The following is a 17292-nucleotide window of genomic DNA, read 5'->3' as shown; positions in this document are numbered from 1 at the left end:
GTTGAACACCTGGGTCAGTTTTCAGTCGGCAGAACAGCCTCTACTGGGTCAGTTTTCGGTCAGCGGCAACACCATCAAGCTCGGTACGAGCTGCCAGCGCAAGGCTTTGAAGTGTTCACGCTTTCGTGCTTTTTTCTTTTCTGATCGGCTAAGCAGGTTGTCGAGGTGTCCACGCCAGCGTGCAGGATTTTCGCCTGTACGAAAGCCGCGGGCTTTGGCAGCGTCCAGTATCTGTTCTATCTGTCCGCGCACCTCGTCAGCCGTACGGCTTTTCGTCGTCCAGATGGGCTGCAGGACTTTCAAAACTTGCGCAGTGTCGATGTCCTCAGCAGGCAACTTGCCTATCTGCTTGAATGCGTACAACTCCAACTTGCGCATCCAGCCTTTACGCCACTTTTCTGACCATGCTCCGCCATGCGCTGCGGAATACTCCGCTGCCAATACTTCGAATTTGATCTCCCTGGCTTCTCTGGCGCGTTGTGCTTCGCGCAGTGCTGCTCGTTCAATATCGCGCGCGGCAAGAGGGTCAATGCCGTCTATGAGTTGCCTGTGTTTGGAGCTTGCCTCGAGGCGTGCATTCTTAAGGCTTATTTCAGGGTAGGGCCCTAAACCCATCTCCCTCCGTCGGCCGTCAAGCTGGAAGCGCAGTAGCCAAGATTTGCGCCCGGTAGCTTTCACGATCAGGCGCAATCCATCGCCGTCCTCGTATGTACCAGGCTCAATTAAATTCTCAACCTGTTTGGGATTTAGCTTGCCCATGGCTTCCTCGGCGCAGATTTCTGTCCCCCCACTTGACCCCCCACTTTGTCGTCGGATGGGGTCGAATTGGATTGGACGTCTTTAGAGCTATATTTGGCTGTAGCCCTTGATTTATATAGGTTACCAGGCGTTTTGTCGGATGGGGTAGGATTGTTTCAGACAATAAAAAAGCCGGCTTGTGGCCGGCTTTTAGGGGACGGTCTCGGCTTATTTTTGGTAAGCAGCGACTGCCTTAAGAATTAGATCGCGGGCTTCATCAGCGCCGCCCCAGCCTTCAACCTTAACCCATTTGCCTTTTTCGAGGTCTTTGTAGTTCTCAAAGAAGTGCTTGATCTGCTCGATCAGCAGGGGTGGCAGGTCGGTGTATTCCTGAACGTCTTTGTACAGCACGGTCAGTTTGTCGTGTGGCACGGCAACCAGTTTGGCGTCGCCGCCAGCTTCGTCGCTCATGTGCAGCACGCCAACCGGACGAGCGCGGATGACCGAACCTGGGGCCACTGGGTATGGGGTCACAACCAGCACGTCGAGGGGGTCGCCGTCGTCAGCCAGGGTATGCGGGATAAACCCGTAGTTGGCCGGGTAGAACATCGGGGTGGCCATGAAACGGTCGACCATCAAGCAATCGATGTCGTGATCGATTTCGTATTTGATCGGCGCGTGGTTGGCCGGAATCTCGATGGCAACGTAGATGTCGTTCGGCAGGTCTTTACCGGCCGGGATCTTGCTGTAGCTCATGGGGCGACTCCCGAGGGGTGGGCCAAAAAAGTGGCGCGATTATAGGCATATTCCCTAGGCGTTGCTACGCCGGCTTATCTAGCCATTAGTCGCGAGTGCGCTGTCTTTGGTGTTGGCGGGGTAAGCCGAATGGCGCTGCTGAAGTTGTTGCAGTCGCGCCAGCGGGTCCTGGCGGTAGAACAGGGCCAGTTGCGCGTAGACCGCAGGGAAGGATTCGGCGAGCTGGTCGGGGGCGCTGAAGAAGTACTCGCTGGTGACTGCAAAGAACTCCGCTGGGTTTTCTGCTGCGTAAGGGTCGATGGCGGTTTCGCGCCCTGGGTTGGCATCCAGTTCGGCGTTCAACTGGTCGAAGGCGCTCTGCATGGCGTTGGTCCATGCTTCAATATGCATGCTGTTATGCAGCGGTGGCAGGCCGTTGGCGTCGCCATTGAGCATGTCCAGTTTATGCGCTAACTCATGGATCACCAGGTTGTAGCCATCCCACTGGCCGCTGGCCTGCACGCCTGGCCAGGCCAGAATCACCGGGCCATGCAACCAGGCTTCGCCGCTGTGCGCACCGTCCCATTCATGCACCACGCCGCTGGCATCGCGGTGGCGCTGTGGGCTGACGAAGTCGTCTGGGTAAATCACGATTTCATGGAAACCCTGGTACCAGTTGAGGTCCGCCAAGTGCAGCAGGGGGAGCTCGGCCTGCACTGCCAGTAGCAGGCGGGCGTGGGCGTCCAGTTCGAGGCTGGGCAGTGGGCTGAGGTGCTTGTGTTGCAAGAACAGCACTGCCCGTTCGCGCAGGCGTTGCTGTTCGGCAGCGTCCAGGCCGTCGAGGATCGGCAGTTGTCGCATGATGGCGTCCCACTGAGCGCTGCTCACGGGATGACGGGCAAGGAGGCGCTGGCGACGCCAGGCACGTAGCGACCACATGGGTTCTGCTCAGGCTCTAGGAAGCGGCCACCATAAGCTCGGCGGCGGCGCTGGGCAAGTCGGCACAAAGGCTGCACTGACAAACCTATCCGCGACCTGGGAGGGCTGCCAATGTCGATTGAGCGTCTCGATCATCCCGCCATCAAACTGCTCTGCGGCAATGGTCTTGACCTGCCGGGGCAGGCTGCACGGACGCGCGCGATCTGCTTGCCAGGGCGCGAAGGGCGGCCGCCGGTGCTCGTGGTTGCGCTGCTTTGGGTGCGAGAGTGCCCCGATGTGGTGCGCACGCTTGAGGCTTACCTCGACGGTCTACTGGCCGATTGCACGTGCACGCCCTCGAGTTGGAGCGAAGCCCAGGCCGCGCGGCAGGTGCTGGCCGGGTTTAACCAGCAACTGTTTCGTCAGCGCCAGGGCGGCCGCCACCTGGCTCAGATAAATGCCGGGCTGTTGCTGATGCAGAACGCCGAGGCGCAGTTTCTCCAGGCCGGGGCCATCGGGTTATTACGTTATCAGCAGGGCGGCGTACATCGGTTGGTCGGCGTTGAGGGGCTGCAGCTTGGCGCGCAGCCTGAGCTGGCGCTGGTGCAGCACAGCTTGGTGCTCAGCCCGGGCGAGTTATTGCTGCTGGCGCCGCAGCCATTATTGGATGTGGCGGATCTGCAGGGCTTTCGTCGTATGGACGAGCCGCTGCCTGAGTTAATTGCGCCCTTGTTACAGGCGCCAGGCGCGGCGGCTTTAGTGCGCCTCGTCGACGCTGACAATACGCCGGTACTGGCCCCGCCTGCGCCCTGGCCGGTGGTGGTCAATGCGCAACCCGGGCAGCAACTTGATGGCTGGACACTGCTCTCGGCTTGTCCGTTCGGGCCGCCAGGGCGGGTGTTTCGCGCGACGGACCCGCGAGGGCGTGAGGCCATGTTGTGGCTGGCCGAGCAGGCGGCGGATGAAGTCTTTCGGCAGCGCGAGTGGGCGCTGCGGCGCAGTCCGGTGGCCAGCTTGCCGCAGGTGATGTCCGCGCATCAGCCGCGAAGCCATGCCTTCTTGCTGTTTGAGCCGGTCAGCAAGGGCATGCGTAGCCTGGTCGATTGGTTGGCGGCGCATGGGGCGTTAGACGGTGTGACGGTTCTGGCTTTGCTCGATCAGCTGATTGTTGCTGTGCGTGGTTTGCAGCGACGCGGCATGCAGGGCCTGTGGTTGGACCCACGCAGTATCCTGGTGGATGACGCTGGGCGCGTAGTGTTGCTGCCTGAATATGCCGCGTTGTTGCCGGGTGTTCCGCCGCAACCCCTGCCTGAGCAGGCGGTGCCCTTGGCGCCAGAGGCGCGTAGCGGGCAGGCGCTGGATGGCCGCGCCGACCAATTTGCCCTGGCGGCACTGGCTTACTGGCTAATTGGACGGCGTTGGCCCGAAGCGGCGCAGGTGGATGCTGACCACACCAGCCGTTATGTGCCGTTGGCGCAGTTCAATGTGCGTGTGCCGGCAGGGTGGGATGGAGTGCTGGCGCGGGCCTTGGCGCCCAAACCGCAGGCGCGCTTTGAGGCCCTGTCGGCGTTTCAGTATGCGTTGCAGCAACCGTTGCGGCAGCAGCTCACGGCTGCGTCACGGCCACGGCATTATAGGCAGCCTTGGCATCTGGCGGCGCTCAGCTTGCTGGTGGTGCAGTTGGTTGTGGGCTTATGGCTAAGCCTTGAAGGCTGATGCGCTGAGCCAGCGCGAGTGGCGCGCCGCTGGCTCAGTTGCAGGCTTAGGGCGCGGTGAAGTCTTCGGTGATCGGCAGGACAAAGCTCTTGAACTCGGTGTCTTCCTTGAAACCAATGGATTCGTAAAGCTTGTGCGCGACTTCGTTGTCGACGCTGGAGGCGACGCGCAAGCGCACGGCATTGGTTTTGAAGGCCATTTGCTTGGCCGTCTGGATCAGGCGATCCGCCACCAGCTGGCGGCGCGCGTCCTGGCAAACGTAGATGTCGTTGAGAATCCACACGCGCTTGAGCGACAGCGAGGAGAAGCTCGAATAGAGCTGGCAGAAGCCGAGAATCTTGTCTTCATCATCGGCCATGGCCAGATAGATCACTGACTCTTTGCGGCTGATGCGGTTTTCCAGAAATTTCCGTGAGGAGTCAGGGTAAGGCAACTGGCCAAAGTGTTCGCGGTAATTGACGAACAGCGGAGTCAGTTGATCCAGATGCTCCAGGGTCGCTTGGACGATGCGCATGGTGAGCCTCTACTTCAGTCGTGTGGATGGCTTCGGCAACACGGCAGCGCTGCCTGCGAACGCTCCCGATGCTGCCTAAAGCTTTTTGAAAGTGCAATCCAAACAAGCGTTTGGTTGTAATCACCGCCCCGCTAGGCGTATGGCGTGCACAAGGCAGTCGACGGTGGATTGCCTTAGGAGGGGTTTTAGCCGCGATGCTTCAGCATTTCAGGCTAGTCGCGGCTAAAGCCCCTCCCACATAAGCCTGGTACTGCAGCGCCTGATTAGGGCGGCCTAGCCCAGCAAGAAGTTTCCGCGTTGCTCCCCCCCCGCCAGCAGTGGTACCTCGGCCTCATCCTTGAGGTTGACCCCAGACAGCTGGCGACGGCACGCCTCGCGCATCAGGTAGAGCAGGCGATGGCTGGCCATGGCGTAGCTCAGGCCCTCCAGGCGCACGTTGGAGATGCAGTTACGGTAAGCGTCGGTAAGACCGACCTTGGGTGCATAGGTGAAGTACAGACCTAGGCTGTCCGGTGAGCTAAGCCCCGGGCGTTCGCCGATCAGGATCACCACCATCTTTGCGCCGAGTCGTTCGGCCACTTCATCGGCCACAGCCACCCGGCCCTGGGTCACCATGACGACAGGGGCCATGCGCCAGTTTTCGGCCTGCGCCTGTTCGCTTATGCGTTCGAGCATGGGCAGTGCATGACGGTGCACGGCCAGGGCAGAGAGGCCGTCCGCCACGACGATGGCCAGGTCGTAACCGTCCGGGTTGTTCTCGCGGTGCTGGCCCAGCAGCTCGGCGGACTCGTGACTCAGGCGTCTGCCCAGGTCTGGGCGCTGCAGGTAGGTGTCGCGGTCCTTGGCGGCGCTGTGCAGCAATAGGCTTTGTCGATGTTGATGGGCCAGGCCTGAGGCAAGTGCGGCGTGATCGAACGGCAGGTGCACGGCATCACGGGCCTGGGCGTGGGCGTACTGGAAGTCCAGCTGCGCGCGGGTCGGCAGGCTGGTGCCGGCGCGACCCAAGGCGATGCGCGCCGGCGTGAGGTTACGCAATTGCTGCCAGGGATTTTCGCTAGCACCGCTGAGTGGGCTGTCATCGTACATACGCGGTTCCTCGGTTAACCAAGCTGCGCCAGCGCCTGACGGAACGCCGGCGGTAGGCTGTTGCCCAGGCGCGGGCGGCCATCGGCTTGGGTGAAAATGCCCATGCGCTGCAGCCAGGCTTCGAATTCGGGGGCCGGTTTCAGCCCCAGGCTCTGGCGGGCGTACAGCGCGTCGTGGAAGGAGGTGGTCTGGTAGTTGAGCATCACGTCATCGGAGCCGGGGATGCCCATGATGAAGTTGATCCCGGCCACCCCGAGCAGGGTCAGCAGCACGTCCATGTCGTCCTGATCGGCTTCGGCGTGGTTGGTGTAGCAGATGTCGCAGCCCATCGGCAGGCCCAGCAGCTTGCCGCAGAAGTGGTCTTCCAGGCCGGCGCGGATGATCTGCTTGCCGTTATACAGGTACTCCGGGCCGATAAAACCGACCACGGTATTCACCAGAAACGGCTTGAAATGCCGCGCCACTGCATAGGCACGGGTCTCGCAGGTTTGCTGGTCGAGGCCATGGTGGGCACCGGCGGACAGCGCGCTGCCCTGACCGGTTTCGAAATACATCAGGTTGTCGCCCAGGGTGCCGCGCTTGAGGCTCAGGCCGGCGTCGTAGCCTTCCTGCAGGATATTCAGGCTGACACCAAAGCTGGCGTTGGCCGCTTCGGTGCCGGCAATCGACTGGAACACCAAATCCAGCGGTACGCCCCGGTTAATCGCCTCGATTGAGGTGGTGACGTGGGTCAGCACGCAGGCTTGGGTGGGGATTTCATAGCGCTGAATGATGCCGTCGAGCATGCGCAGCATCTCGCAGATCGATTGGGTGCTGTCTGTGGCGGGGTTGATGCCGATCATGGCGTCGCCATTGCCGTACAGCAGGCCGTCGAGAATGCTCGCGGCGATACCCGCAGGTTCGTCGGTCGGGTGGTTGGGTTGCAGGCGGGTGGACATACGCCCGCGCAGGCCAATGGTGTTGCGAAAACGGCTGACCACGCGGATTTTCTGCGCCACCAGCACCAGGTCCTGCACGCGCATGATCTTCGACACCGCCGCGGCCATTTCCGGCGTCAGGCCTGGGGCTAGGGCGCGCAGGCTGGCTTCATCGGCGTGGTCACCGAGCAGCCAGTCACGAAAATCGCCGACGTTCAGGTGGCTGACCGGGGCGAACGCGGCGGCGTCATGGCTGTCGATAATCAGCCGGGTGACTTCATCATCTTCATAGGGGATCAATGCTTCGTGGAGAAACTGCTTGAGCGGAATATCGGCGAGGGTCATCTGCGCGGCGACCCGTTCGCCAGCATTGCTCGCGGCCACGCCGGCGAGAAAATCACCGGAGCGCGCCGGGCTGGCTTTGGCCATCACCTCGGCAAGGCTGTCGAAGCGGTAGGTTTCACCGCCAACGCTGTGGCTGTATGCGGGCATTGAGTTCCCCTTGAGGGCTTGGCTGCGCCAAAGCGGTGCTGCAGTTGTCATCTATGCACTGGAATAAACAAGGCTGTCGATGGCAGGGCAGAAATTAAACAACGACGAGCGTCTTGGCCAAGGTTCAGCAACCCCTGTGCCAGAAGCTGACGCAGGGGCTGGGCCTCTGCTGGGCGGCGGCGCTGTGCTAACCTGCGGCCAGTTTTTCGCGCGCCTATTCACCGGTTTTTGAGGGCACCTTCAAGGTACATCATGCATATTCATATTCTCGGCATCTGCGGCACGTTTATGGGCTCGCTGGCCGTCTTGGCCAAAGAACTTGGCCACCGTGTGACCGGTTCAGACGCCAACGTTTACCCGCCCATGAGCACCCAGCTGCAAGCCCAGGGCATCGAACTGACCCAGGGCTATGACGCCGCGCAACTCGACCCTGCGCCCGATTTGGTGGTGATCGGCAATGCCCTATCGCGCGGCAACCCGGCGGTGGAATATGTGCTGAACAAAGGCCTGCCTTACGTCAGCGGCCCGCAATGGTTGGCTGATCATGTGCTGCAAGGCCGTTGGGTGCTGGCCGTGGCCGGTACCCACGGCAAAACCAGCAGTTCAAGCATGCTCGCTTGGGTGTTGGAACATGCCGGCATGAGCCCAGGCTTTTTGATTGGCGGCGTGCCGCAGAACTTCGGTATTTCTGCGCGCTTAGGCGGTACGCCGTTCTTTGTAGTCGAAGCCGATGAGTACGACAGCGCGTTTTTCGACAAGCGCAGTAAGTTCGTGCACTACCGGCCGCGCACCGCGATTCTGAATAACCTGGAGTTCGATCACGCCGACATCTTCCCTGATCTGCCGGCCATCGAGCGGCAGTTCCACCATCTGGTACGCACCATTCCCGGTGAAGGGCTGATCATTCATCCCACCACTGAACCGGCGCTTAAGCGCGTGATCGAAATGGGCTGCTGGACGCCGGTTGCCACCACCGGCGATGGCGGGCAATGGCAGGCCAATCTGCTGAGCGCTGACGGCTCGCGTTTCGAGGTGATTTTCGAGGGTAAAACCGCCGGCACAGTGGACTGGCAACTGACCGGCCAACATAACGTCGCAAATGCCCTGGCGGTGCTGGCGGCGGCGCGCCATGTCGGTGTTGTGCCGGAGCTGGGTATCGTGGCGCTGTGTAGCTTTATCAACGCCAAACGGCGCATGGAGAAGGTTGCCGAAGTCAACGGTGTGACCATCTTCGATGACTTCGCTCACCACCCCACGGCGATTGCCACCACTCTGGATGGCCTGCGCAAGCGCATCGGCGATGCCAAGTTGATTGCCATCGTCGAGCCGCGCTCCAACTCGATGAAGCTCGGCGCGCACCGCGACGGTTTGCCCGAGTCCGTGGTGCAGGCCGATTCGGTATATTGGTACGCGCCGCCGAACTTGGGCTGGGATTTGGCCGGTACGGTGGCCACTTCAACGGTGCCGACTCAGGTGTGCGATTCGCTGGAAGCGATCATTGCCGGGGTAAAAGCGGAAGCCGCGCCGGGTACTCAGATTGTGGTGATGAGCAACGGCGGCTTCGGCGGCCTGCATGGCAAGTTAGCTACGGCCCTGGCTGAGTAGGGTGGGCTGAGGCGCGCAGCGACGCTATCCATCGGATTGAAGTCGATGGGTAGCGCTTCGCTCTACCCATCCTACGGTGCGGTCAATAAGTGCGTAGCCCGGATGCAGTCCGGCTACGTGGTTGCTGTGCGGCTAGTCGCGCAGTCGTTTCCCCAAAAATCGAGGAGCTTCGATGAGCGGTCCAGAACGAATTACTTTGGCCATGACCGGTGCCTCCGGCGCGCAGTACGGTTTGCGCCTGCTCGATTGCCTGGTGCGGGAAGACCGCGAGGTGCACTTTCTGATTTCCAAGGCCGCGCAGTTGGTGATGGCCACCGAAACCGATGTCAGCCTGCCGAGTAAACCGCAGGCCATGCAGGCGTTTCTCAACGAATACACCGGCGCGTTGCCGGGGCAGATTCGTGTGTACGGTAAGGAAGACTGGATGGCCCCGGCGGCCTCCGGCTCCGGTGCGCCCTCGGCGATGGTGGTGGTGCCGTGCAGCACCGGCTCGCTGTCAGCGATTGCCAATGGCGCCTGCAATAACCTGATTGAGCGCGCGGCGGATGTGGTGTTGAAGGAGCGTCGTCAGCTGATTCTGGTGCCGCGTGAGGCGCCGTTCTCCAGCATTCATCTGGAAAACATGCTCAAGCTGTCGAACATGGGCGCGACGATCCTGCCAGCCGCGCCGGGCTTTTATCACCAGCCGCAGACCATTGATGACCTGATCGACTTTGTCGTGGCGCGCATTCTCAATTGTTTGGGTGTGCCGCAGGACATGCTGCCGCGCTGGGGCGAACACCATCAGACCACCCCGGATGAATAAGCCACTGGCGCGTGCCACCGTCGCTGTGCTGTTGGGGCTGACCCTTAGCGGTTGCGCCACTGTGCGCACTCTGGACGCGGCCAAACCGGGCGCGCCAGTGGTGTACGCCGGTACGCGCCTGGATTGGTATGCGCTGCAAGGAGGCTGCTGCGCCACTGATCGCTTCGGTGCTGAAGCGCCGGCTTACCCGGCAGTTGATCTGCCGGTCAGTGCCTTGCTCGATACCCTGTTGCTGCCGTTGTCCTTGGCCACCGCCATTGGCCTTAACCTGGGCATCAGCGGCGGCTTGTAAGGGGCGTTTAGCTGTCCAGCTGGCAGGCTCGGGGCATGGCCTGCTGCAGGCCGTAGCGGCCTTTTTCATCACGGCTTACGCGGCCCATAGCGGTATCCGGGTCGTGGGTAAAAACCAGGCGACCGCCGCGTGTATACAGGTCGGCCAGCAGGGCTTCTTTCTCTTCAATCAAGCCTTCGGGGAAGCGGTCATAACCCATGGTGATCGGCAGGTGCACCCACGGTGCGCCGGGGATCAGGTCGGCGGGGAACACCACCGGGCCATCGGGCATGGCGACTTCGGGGATCAACTGGCCGGGGGTGTGGCCGTCGCTCCAGTGCAGGCGCCAGTCCGCGCCCAATAGCTCACAATTCTCGGTTTCATCGACCAGGTGCAGGCGGCCGCTGGCTTCGAGCAGCTCCAGCAACTCCGGGATATAGGATGCGCGGTCGCGGGCATGGGGCTGGTAGGCGCGCTGCCATTGGCGCCTGCCGGTGATGAACTGCGCATTGGGGAATAGCAAGCGGGCCGGTTGGTCGTCTTCCCAGGCTGCGAGCAAGCCGCCGGCATGGTCAAAATGCAGGTGGGTGAGCACCACGATGTCGATGTCGGCATCACTCAGGCCCGCCGCAGCAAGGCTGTCGAGCAGCACATGACGCTCTTCCTGCACGCCGAAGCGCTGTTTCATTTCGGGGCTGAAAAACGCGCCGATGCCGGTTTCAACCAGGATGTTGCGGCCCTCCTCTTGCACCAGCAGGGCGCGGCAACCGAGGTCGATGCGGTTCAGTTCGTCCGGTTTCATCCAGCGTTGCCACAGGGCTTTCGGCGCATTGCCGAACATGGCGCCGCCGTCGAGTTTTTGGCTGTTACCGGTCAGGGTAGTCAGGGTGCGCATGGCTATCTCTTGTTGTTGTGTGGGCTTGCAGTCAGGGTGCATGGCGCGGTCGCCCGGCGCCATTGCACCTTGGTTGGACGGGCTTAACGCTCGATGGCCAGCGCCACGCCTTGGCCGCCACCTATGCACAGGGTGGCCAGGCCTTTGTGAGCGTCGCGGCGGATCATCTCATGGATCAGGCTGACCAGAATCCGGCAGCCCGACGCGCCGATCGGGTGGCCGAGGGCGATGGCGCCGCCGTTGACGTTGACCTTGGCGCTGTCCCACTGCAGCTCGCGGCCGACCGCAATGGCTTGGGCGGCGAAGGCTTCATTGGCTTCGATCAGGTCGAGTTGCTCCAGGCTCCAGTTGGCTTTCTCCAGGACGCGGCAGGTGGCGAACACCGGGCCGATGCCCATAGTCGCCGGGTCGACGCCGGCACTGGCATGGGCCTTGATCCGCGCCAGCACCGGCAGGTTCAGCTCGGCGGCTTTAGTGGCGCTCATCAGCAGCACAGCGGCCGCGCCGTCGTTGAGGGTGGAGGCATTGCCAGCGGTGACGCTGCCGTCACGTTTGAAGGCCGGGCGCAGTTTGCCCAGGGCTTCCAGGGTGCTGCTGGGGCGCGGTTGTTCATCGGTGGCGACGATCAGGCTGTCACCTTTGCGTTGGGGGATCTCAATCGGGGTGATTTCGTTGGCAAAGCGCCCGGCTTCAATGGCGGCGCAGGCGCGCAGCTGCGAGTGCGCGGCGAAGGCATCCTGCTCGGAGCGGCTGATGCCGTACTGCTCGGCCAGGTTCTCGGCGGTGATGCCCATGTGGTAGTCGTTGAAGGCATCCCACAGGCCGTCGTGGATCATCGTGTCGACTAACTGGCCGTGGCCCATGCGCAGGCCATTGCGTGAGCCGTTCAGCACGTGTGGCGACTGGCTCATGTTTTCCTGGCCGCCGGCGATGATCACCTCGGCGTCGCCACAGCGAATCGCCTGGGCCGCCATGATCACGGCCTTGAGGCCGGAGCCGCAGACTTTGTTCAGGGTCAGCGCGGGTACGGTGTGCGGCAGGCCGGCTTTGAGTGTGCTCTGGCGGGCCGGATTCTGCCCGGCACCGGCGGTCAGTACCTGGCCGAGTATCACTTCGTCGACTTGTTCGGCGGGCAGGCCGGTGTCGGCGAGCAGGCGGCGGATAACGGCAGCGCCCAGATCAACAGCGCTCACGCTGCTCAATGCGCCCTGAAAGGCACCGATAGCGGTGCGGGTGGCGGCGACTATAACGACTTCTTGCATGTGCTTCCTCGTGCTGCCGGGGCAGCCAGTGGCTCGAATAAAAAAACGCGACGCCCTTAATGGACGCCGCGCAAACGCTCAACCGGTGTTCGCAGTTCCCGCCAGGCAGGGGCGGGTTGGCGTCAGAATTGCTCGGCGCGCAGGCCGTACAGTGCGTCGCTGCCTGCGCGAATGCTGGCTTCCAGGGTCAGGATGCGCGGCAGCAGGCGGGCGAAGTAGAACTCGGCGGTGGCCAGTTTGGCGCTGTAAAACGCTTCGTCTTCGCTGCACTTGGCCTGCGCCACGGCGGCCATGCGCGCCCACATCCAGGCGTAGGCGGTGTAGCCGAACAGGTGCAGGTACTCCACCGACGCTGCGCCGGTTTCGTGCGGGTTGCCCGCGGCACGTTCCTGCAGCCAGCTGCTGGTGCGCTCCAGGCGCTCAACGGCATCCAGCAGAGCGGCGGCATACGGCGCGTCGGGCTGCTCGGCGAAGCGGCGAATCTCGGCGGTGAACTGGCGCAGCGCCACGCCGCCGTTGGCGATGATCTTGCGCCCGAGCAGGTCGAGGGCCTGAATACCGTTGGTGCCTTCGTAGATTTGCGCGATGCGCACGTCACGCACCAGTTGCTCCTGGCCCCATTCGCGGATGTAACCGTGGCCGCCGAACACCTGTTGGCCATGGATGCAGCTGTCCAATCCCGTGTCGGTAAAGAACGCTTTGGCCACTGGTGTGAGCAAGGCCACCAGGGTTTCGGCTGTTTGGCGCTCGCTGTTGTCGTCGCTGAATTTGCTCAGATCGAGCTGTTGGCCGACATAGCAGGCAAACGCGCGGCCGCCTTCGGTGAGGGCTTTCATGGTCAGCAGCATGCGCCGCACATCGGCGTGCACGATGATCGGGTCGGCGGCTTTGTCCTGGGCTTCTGGGCCAGTGGCGGCGCGGCTTTGCAGGCGCTCGCGGGCGTAGTCGCGGGCCGCCTGGTAAGACGCCTCGGCGCAGCCAATGCCTTGGATGCCGATGGACAAGCGCTCGTAGTTCATCATGGTGAACATCGCCGCCAGGCCTTTGTTCGGCTCGCCGATCAGGTAACCGGTTGCACCGTCGAAGTTCATCACGCAGGTGGCCGAGGCCTTGATGCCCATCTTGTGTTCGATCGAGCCACAGCTCACGGCGTTGCGCGCGGCCAGGCTGCCGTCGGCATTGACCAGCACTTTGGGCACCAGAAACAGCGAGATGCCGCGTGCGCCAGCCGGGGCGTCGGGGAGTTTGGCCAGTACCAGGTGGATGATGTTTTCGGTGAGGTCCTGCTCGCCGCCGGTGATAAAGATCTTGCTGCCGCTGATCTGGTAGCTGCCATCGGCTTGCGGTTCGGCCTTGGTGCGGATGATGCCCAGGTCAGTGCCGGCATGGGCTTCGGTCAGGCACATGGAACCGGCCCAGCGGCCTTCGTACATCGGCGGCAGGTAGGTGTTTTTCAGCTCTTCACTGGCGTGCGCGTCGATGGCCAGACACGCGCCGGAACTCAGCGCCGAATACAGAGCGAAGCTGGAGCCTGCGGCGTAGAGCATCTCTTCAAATGCCACGGCGAGCATCTTGGGCATGCCCATGCCGCCGTAGGTTGGGTTACCGGACAGGCCGACCCAGCCGCCTTCAATGTAGGTGGCATAGGCTTCTTTGAAGCCTGCCGGGGTGCGTACATCGCCTGCAATCCATTGCGCGCCTTCTTCATCACCGCTGCGGTTGAGCGGGGCGATCAGGCCGGCCGTGACCTTGGCGGCTTCTTCCAGAATGGCATCGGCAGTCTCGGCGTCGACGGTTTCAGCCAGTGCCGGCAGGCGAGCCCATAGGCTCGGGGTGTCGAACACTTCATGGAGGACAAAGCGCAGGTCGCGCAGCGGGGCGTTGTACTCAGGCATCGGCAGTTTCTCGCACAGATGCCGCGCAGAGCGCGGCGATTAAAACGCCCCTGGCGTTATTGCACCCGGGGCGTTGCAGGAATAGGCAACACGGCCCGCCGCGCGGCGGGCCGGGTACGGTTACTCGGCCTCGGCTGGGCCTTTGACGGTGTTTTTAGTGGTGAATTTGAGCAGGTGTGTGCGCTCAACCAGGATGTACAGCGCCGCACCTGCAGCCAGGCCCCAGCCTGCGCCGTAGACGGCCAGTACCACACCCATGGTGCCGGCCACGCCGCGTTCGGTGTTGTTGCTCAGCTGCTCAAAACCAACCATCAGGCAGATGTAGCCGGTGAGGATCAGGGTCAGCGACAGGGCAATCGGCAGTACCGGCTGGAAGAAACTCACCAGCGGCAGGGCGAACAGGGCGATAAACCCGGTGATCCAGAACGTGCCCGCGCCGCTATAGATCGAGTCCATGGCTTTGCGGCCGTACTTGTAACGCTCAGCCATGGTGGCCGCGACGGCAGTCCACAGCGGCCCAGCCAAGCCCGGATACGGAGCGAAGAAGGCATGCAGGGCGTTACGCAGGGCGGTGACCAAATGCACGCGGTCGATGTTGTTCTCGATCACTTCGTCAGTGCGCAGTTCATCGGCGCGCTGCATCAGCGACTGGCCGACGATGATGTCGCCAAACGCGATGACATAAGCGATAACCGCAGTCGGCACGGCCAGCAGGAACACATCCAAACCGGGGAAGCCAACGCTGAACGGCAGGTAGTTCCACATCTCGGCGAAGGCCGGCGCGGTGATGCCGAACTTCACATCGGGCATCTTGTACTCGCCCACGGCAATGCCGATGAAAATCGCGATCAACATACCCGGCACCATGCCGTAGTTGACGATTTTGCGGGCGAAAGGCACGCGTTCGGTGAGGCCTTTAAACGACACCGAGAACATCAGGTACAGGCAGATCAGGCTGCCCAGCACCAGGGAGATTGGCGTGTTGGCCAGGCGCCCGCCGGTGGAGATTTCGCCCATCAGTGCCGCAATACCCGCGCCGATGATGATCCCGCCCTTCATCGAGTTGGGAATCAGCTTCACCAAGGTGCTGCCCAGGCGCGTGACGCCGAGGAACAGGAAGATCACGAAGACCAGAAATTGCAGGGCAAACAGTGCCTGAATGGCTTCGGGGCCGGGTTTGAAATTGCCGAGAAACAGCAACACAACTGGAATGCCGGGGGTGATCCAACCGGGCACGAAGGGCACGCCGAGCAGCGCCGGCAGCATAAAGCCGACACCACACACCACGACATAGGCGAGGGCTACGTCGTAGGGCAGGCCGAGGTATTTTTCCAGCAGCGGGATCATCGCCAGGCTGACCACGAACATGATCAACGCTTGCAGCATCTCCGCGGTTTCCCAGCGGTAGTGGACAAAGGGCAGGCGTACTTTGAACGGGCCGACTGGCCAATAGGGTTGTTCATCCCCGTCACGGCGTTTAAATAGTTGCATTGAAGCTCTCCGTCGGCCAGTGGCCGGTTTTTGTTGTTGTGGAAACGGTTGTTGCTAACGCATTACTACGCCACCCAATGGGTGGCGCAGTGAGCGGTTAGGTGGCGTGGCGCCGTTACAGGGCCTTGGCCATATCGCGCAGAACGAACTTCTGGATCTTGCCGGTGCTGGTCTTCGGCAGTTGGGTGAAGACCACGGTTTTTGGCACTTTGAAACCGGCCAGGTGTTCGCGGCTGAAACTGATGATGTCCGCCTCGCTGACCTGCTGTTGGTCGGCCTTGAGGGTGATAAAGGCGCAGGGGGTTTCGCCCCATTTCTCGTCTGGGCGAGCCACCACGGCGGCTTCGAGCACGCCGGGGTGACGGTAGAGCACGCCTTCGACCTCAATGGTGGAGATGTTCTCGCCGCCGGAGATGATGATGTCTTTGAGACGGTCCTTGATTTCCACGTAGCCGTTCGGGTGACACACGGCCAGGTCGCCGGTGTGGAACCAGTCGCCGGCAAAGGCTTCAGCGGTGGCGGTGGGGTTCTTCAGGTAGCCCTTCATCACGGTGTTACCGCGCATAAAGATTTCGCCGATGGTTTCGCCATCGCGCGGGGTCGGCTCCAGAGTTTTCGGGTCCGCCACCATCACCCCTTCCAGGGTGGGGTAGCGCACGCCCTGACGGGATTTGAGTACCGCGCGCTCATCCAGCGGCAAGGCGTCCCATTCGGCGTGCCAGGCGCACAGGGTCACCGGGCCGTAGACTTCGGTCAGGCCGTAAACGTGGGTGACCTGGATGCCCATTTCTTCGACCGCACCAATCACTTTGGCAGGTGGCGCAGCCCCGGCAACCATGGCCTTAACCGGATGGTCGATGGCGGCTTTGGCTTCGGCTGGCATATTCACCAGGGCATTGAGCACGATCGGGGCGCCACACATGTGGGTGACTTGCTCGCTGCGAATCAGGGTGAGGATTTTCGCCGGGTCGACGCGGCGCAGGAACACATGCACACCCGCCAGAGCGGTGATGGTCCAGGGGTAGCACCAGCCGTTGCAGTGGAACATCGGCAGGGTCCAGAGGTACACCGGGTGGTTGCCCATGGCCCAGGTCATCTGGTTGCCCAGCGAGTTCAGGTAAGCGCCACGGTGGTGGTAGACCACTCCCTTGGGGTTACCGGTGGTGCCGGAGGTGTAGTTGAGGCTGATCGCCTGCCACTCGTCTGCCGGCCACTGCCAGGCAAATTGCGGATCGCCTTCGGCGAGGAAGGCTTCGTAGTCGAGGTCGCTGACCGCTTGGCCTTCGCCGTACTCGGGGTCATCGACGTCGATCACCAGTGGCGGATGATCAAGCATGCCCACGGCCGCGTGGATCACGTCATAGAATTCGCGGTCGGTGATCAGCACCTTGGCTTCGCCGTGCTGCAGCATAAAGGCGATGGCCTCGGCATCCAGGCGCACGTTGAGGGTGTTGAGCACTGCGCCGATCATCGGCACGCCAAAATGCGCTTCGAGCATCTGCGGAATATTCGGCAACATCACCGCTACCGTATCGCCCTTGCCGATACCGCGACCGGCCAGGGCCGAAGCCAGGCGGCGGCAGCGTGCGTAGGTTTCACTCCAGTCACGGCGGATCGAACCATGCACCACGGCCGGGTAGTGCGGGTAAACACTGGCGGTACGTTCGATAAAGCTCAGTGGTGAGAGGGCAATATGGTTGACGGCGGCAGGCGCAAGGCCCTGTTCATAGATCGACATGCGAATACCCATGCAGGTTGGATGCTCGGGCCATTGTGCGGGTAGTCTTACGCATAGGCCCGGTATTGTTCTGGGTCTATTTATATATCTGATGGTTTGTATATGGAAGTTAAACCATAGTTGTATAGTATTTATACTATATTGTTTTTCTGGCGATTAGCCCTTGGTCGCTTTGCATTTGCCGGCTGCCGGCCTGATGCTGCGCCGCCTCGCG

General features: G+C 62.0%; 14 protein-coding genes and 1 pseudogene. 4 read left to right on the top strand and 11 right to left on the bottom strand.

Annotated features, from left to right (window positions below):
- Positions 1-72: 72 nt before the first annotated feature.
- The 3 genes and pseudogenes from N1078_RS01590 to N1078_RS01580 form a co-directional block, all read right to left on the bottom strand.
- Positions 73-759: pseudogene (locus tag N1078_RS01590) on the bottom strand (tyrosine-type recombinase/integrase); the annotation flags it as partial.
- Positions 760-966: 207 nt separating this feature from the next.
- Complete coding sequence (gene ppa / locus N1078_RS01585) at positions 967-1494, bottom strand: inorganic diphosphatase (RefSeq protein ID WP_274086450.1); 528 nt, start codon at positions 1492-1494, stop codon at positions 967-969.
- A gap of 78 nt (positions 1495-1572) precedes the next feature.
- A complete protein-coding gene (locus N1078_RS01580; protein ID WP_274086449.1) occupies positions 1573-2412 on the bottom strand; it encodes a zinc-dependent peptidase in 840 nt (279 codons plus the stop codon).
- Positions 2413-2523: 111 nt separating this feature from the next.
- Between N1078_RS01580 and N1078_RS01575 the strand changes: the two genes are divergently transcribed.
- On the top strand, positions 2524-4107 hold the full coding sequence (locus tag N1078_RS01575) for a SpoIIE family protein phosphatase (RefSeq protein WP_274086448.1): 1584 nt from the start codon (positions 2524-2526) through the stop codon (positions 4105-4107).
- A gap of 46 nt (positions 4108-4153) precedes the next feature.
- Here the strand turns inward: N1078_RS01575 and N1078_RS01570 are convergent, their stop codons facing one another.
- The 3 genes from N1078_RS01570 to N1078_RS01560 form a co-directional block, all read right to left on the bottom strand.
- Positions 4154-4621, bottom strand: a complete 468-nt coding sequence (locus N1078_RS01570; RefSeq protein WP_274086447.1) for a GNAT family N-acetyltransferase — start codon at positions 4619-4621, stop codon at positions 4154-4156.
- Positions 4622-4894: 273 nt separating this feature from the next.
- The gene (eutC, locus tag N1078_RS01565) at positions 4895-5707 is read right to left on the bottom strand and encodes an ethanolamine ammonia-lyase subunit EutC (protein ID WP_274086446.1); all 813 of its coding nucleotides are present in this window, start codon (positions 5705-5707) and stop codon (positions 4895-4897) included.
- A 14-nt stretch (positions 5708-5721) separates the two neighbouring features.
- Positions 5722-7116 (bottom strand): ethanolamine ammonia-lyase subunit EutB, encoded by a 1395-nt coding sequence (locus tag N1078_RS01560; protein ID WP_274086445.1) that lies wholly within the window; start codon positions 7114-7116, stop codon positions 5722-5724.
- Between the two features lie 252 nt (positions 7117-7368).
- On the opposite strand from N1078_RS01560, the gene mpl reads away from it, so the two are divergent.
- The 3 genes from mpl (at position 7369) to N1078_RS01545 (ending at position 9818) form a co-directional block, all read left to right on the top strand.
- Entirely contained in the window at positions 7369-8721 is a 1353-nt protein-coding gene (gene mpl / locus N1078_RS01555) for a UDP-N-acetylmuramate:L-alanyl-gamma-D-glutamyl-meso-diaminopimelate ligase (RefSeq protein WP_274086444.1), read from the top strand.
- A gap of 172 nt (positions 8722-8893) precedes the next feature.
- A complete protein-coding gene (gene ubiX, locus N1078_RS01550; RefSeq protein WP_274086443.1) occupies positions 8894-9526 on the top strand; it encodes a flavin prenyltransferase UbiX in 633 nt (210 codons plus the stop codon).
- Positions 9519-9818: a YceK/YidQ family lipoprotein gene (locus tag N1078_RS01545; RefSeq protein WP_274086442.1), complete on the top strand. Its 300-nt coding sequence runs from the start codon at positions 9519-9521 to the stop codon at positions 9816-9818. The genes ubiX and N1078_RS01545 overlap by 8 nt, the downstream gene beginning before the upstream one ends.
- Positions 9819-9825: 7 nt before the next feature.
- On the opposite strand, the gene N1078_RS01540 is transcribed toward N1078_RS01545, so the two are convergent.
- The 5 genes from N1078_RS01540 to N1078_RS01520 form a co-directional block, all read right to left on the bottom strand.
- Positions 9826-10692 (bottom strand): MBL fold metallo-hydrolase, encoded by an 867-nt coding sequence (locus N1078_RS01540; protein ID WP_274086441.1) that lies wholly within the window; start codon positions 10690-10692, stop codon positions 9826-9828.
- Between the two features lie 83 nt (positions 10693-10775).
- Positions 10776-11954, bottom strand: a complete 1179-nt coding sequence (locus tag N1078_RS01535) for an acetyl-CoA C-acetyltransferase (RefSeq protein ID WP_274086440.1) — start codon at positions 11952-11954, stop codon at positions 10776-10778.
- 122 nt (positions 11955-12076) lie between these two features.
- Positions 12077-13849: an acyl-CoA dehydrogenase C-terminal domain-containing protein gene (locus N1078_RS01530; protein WP_274086439.1), complete on the bottom strand. Its 1773-nt coding sequence runs from the start codon at positions 13847-13849 to the stop codon at positions 12077-12079.
- A gap of 120 nt (positions 13850-13969) precedes the next feature.
- Positions 13970-15340 (bottom strand): solute carrier family 23 protein, encoded by a 1371-nt coding sequence (locus N1078_RS01525; RefSeq protein ID WP_274086438.1) that lies wholly within the window; start codon positions 15338-15340, stop codon positions 13970-13972.
- Positions 15341-15455: 115 nt separating this feature from the next.
- Positions 15456-17078 carry an acyl-CoA synthetase gene (locus N1078_RS01520; protein WP_274086437.1) on the bottom strand — a complete coding sequence of 541 codons (1623 nt, stop codon included), beginning with the start codon at positions 17076-17078 and terminating at the stop codon, positions 15456-15458.
- Positions 17079-17292: the final 214 nt, after the last annotated feature.

Source organism: Pseudomonas sp. MIL19 (assembly GCF_028680365.1).
Lineage (GTDB): Bacteria > Pseudomonadota > Gammaproteobacteria > Pseudomonadales > Pseudomonadaceae > Aquipseudomonas > Aquipseudomonas spirodelae.
The sequence above is the reverse complement of the archived record's forward strand: the minus strand, read 5'-3'. Positions and strand labels throughout refer to the sequence as shown.

Coding starts and splice junctions, on each gene's coding strand:
- ubiX (WP_274086443.1), top strand. CDS start 8,894: ATGAGCGGTCCAGAACGAATTACTTTGGCCATGACCGGTGCCTCCGGC.
- N1078_RS01575 (WP_274086448.1), top strand. CDS start 2,524: ATGTCGATTGAGCGTCTCGATCATCCCGCCATCAAACTGCTCTGCGGC.
- N1078_RS01570 (WP_274086447.1), bottom strand. CDS start 4,621: ATGCGCATCGTCCAAGCGACCCTGGAGCATCTGGATCAACTGACTCCG.
- N1078_RS01520 (WP_274086437.1), bottom strand. CDS start 17,078: ATGTCGATCTATGAACAGGGCCTTGCGCCTGCCGCCGTCAACCATATT.
- ppa (WP_274086450.1), bottom strand. CDS start 1,494: ATGAGCTACAGCAAGATCCCGGCCGGTAAAGACCTGCCGAACGACATC.
- N1078_RS01525 (WP_274086438.1), bottom strand. CDS start 15,340: ATGCAACTATTTAAACGCCGTGACGGGGATGAACAACCCTATTGGCCA.
- mpl (WP_274086444.1), top strand. CDS start 7,369: ATGCATATTCATATTCTCGGCATCTGCGGCACGTTTATGGGCTCGCTG.
- N1078_RS01535 (WP_274086440.1), bottom strand. CDS start 11,954: ATGCAAGAAGTCGTTATAGTCGCCGCCACCCGCACCGCTATCGGTGCC.
- N1078_RS01545 (WP_274086442.1), top strand. CDS start 9,519: ATGAATAAGCCACTGGCGCGTGCCACCGTCGCTGTGCTGTTGGGGCTG.
- N1078_RS01560 (WP_274086445.1), bottom strand. CDS start 7,116: ATGCCCGCATACAGCCACAGCGTTGGCGGTGAAACCTACCGCTTCGAC.
- eutC (WP_274086446.1), bottom strand. CDS start 5,707: ATGTACGATGACAGCCCACTCAGCGGTGCTAGCGAAAATCCCTGGCAG.
- N1078_RS01530 (WP_274086439.1), bottom strand. CDS start 13,849: ATGCCTGAGTACAACGCCCCGCTGCGCGACCTGCGCTTTGTCCTCCAT.
- N1078_RS01540 (WP_274086441.1), bottom strand. CDS start 10,692: ATGCGCACCCTGACTACCCTGACCGGTAACAGCCAAAAACTCGACGGC.
- N1078_RS01580 (WP_274086449.1), bottom strand. CDS start 2,412: ATGTGGTCGCTACGTGCCTGGCGTCGCCAGCGCCTCCTTGCCCGTCAT.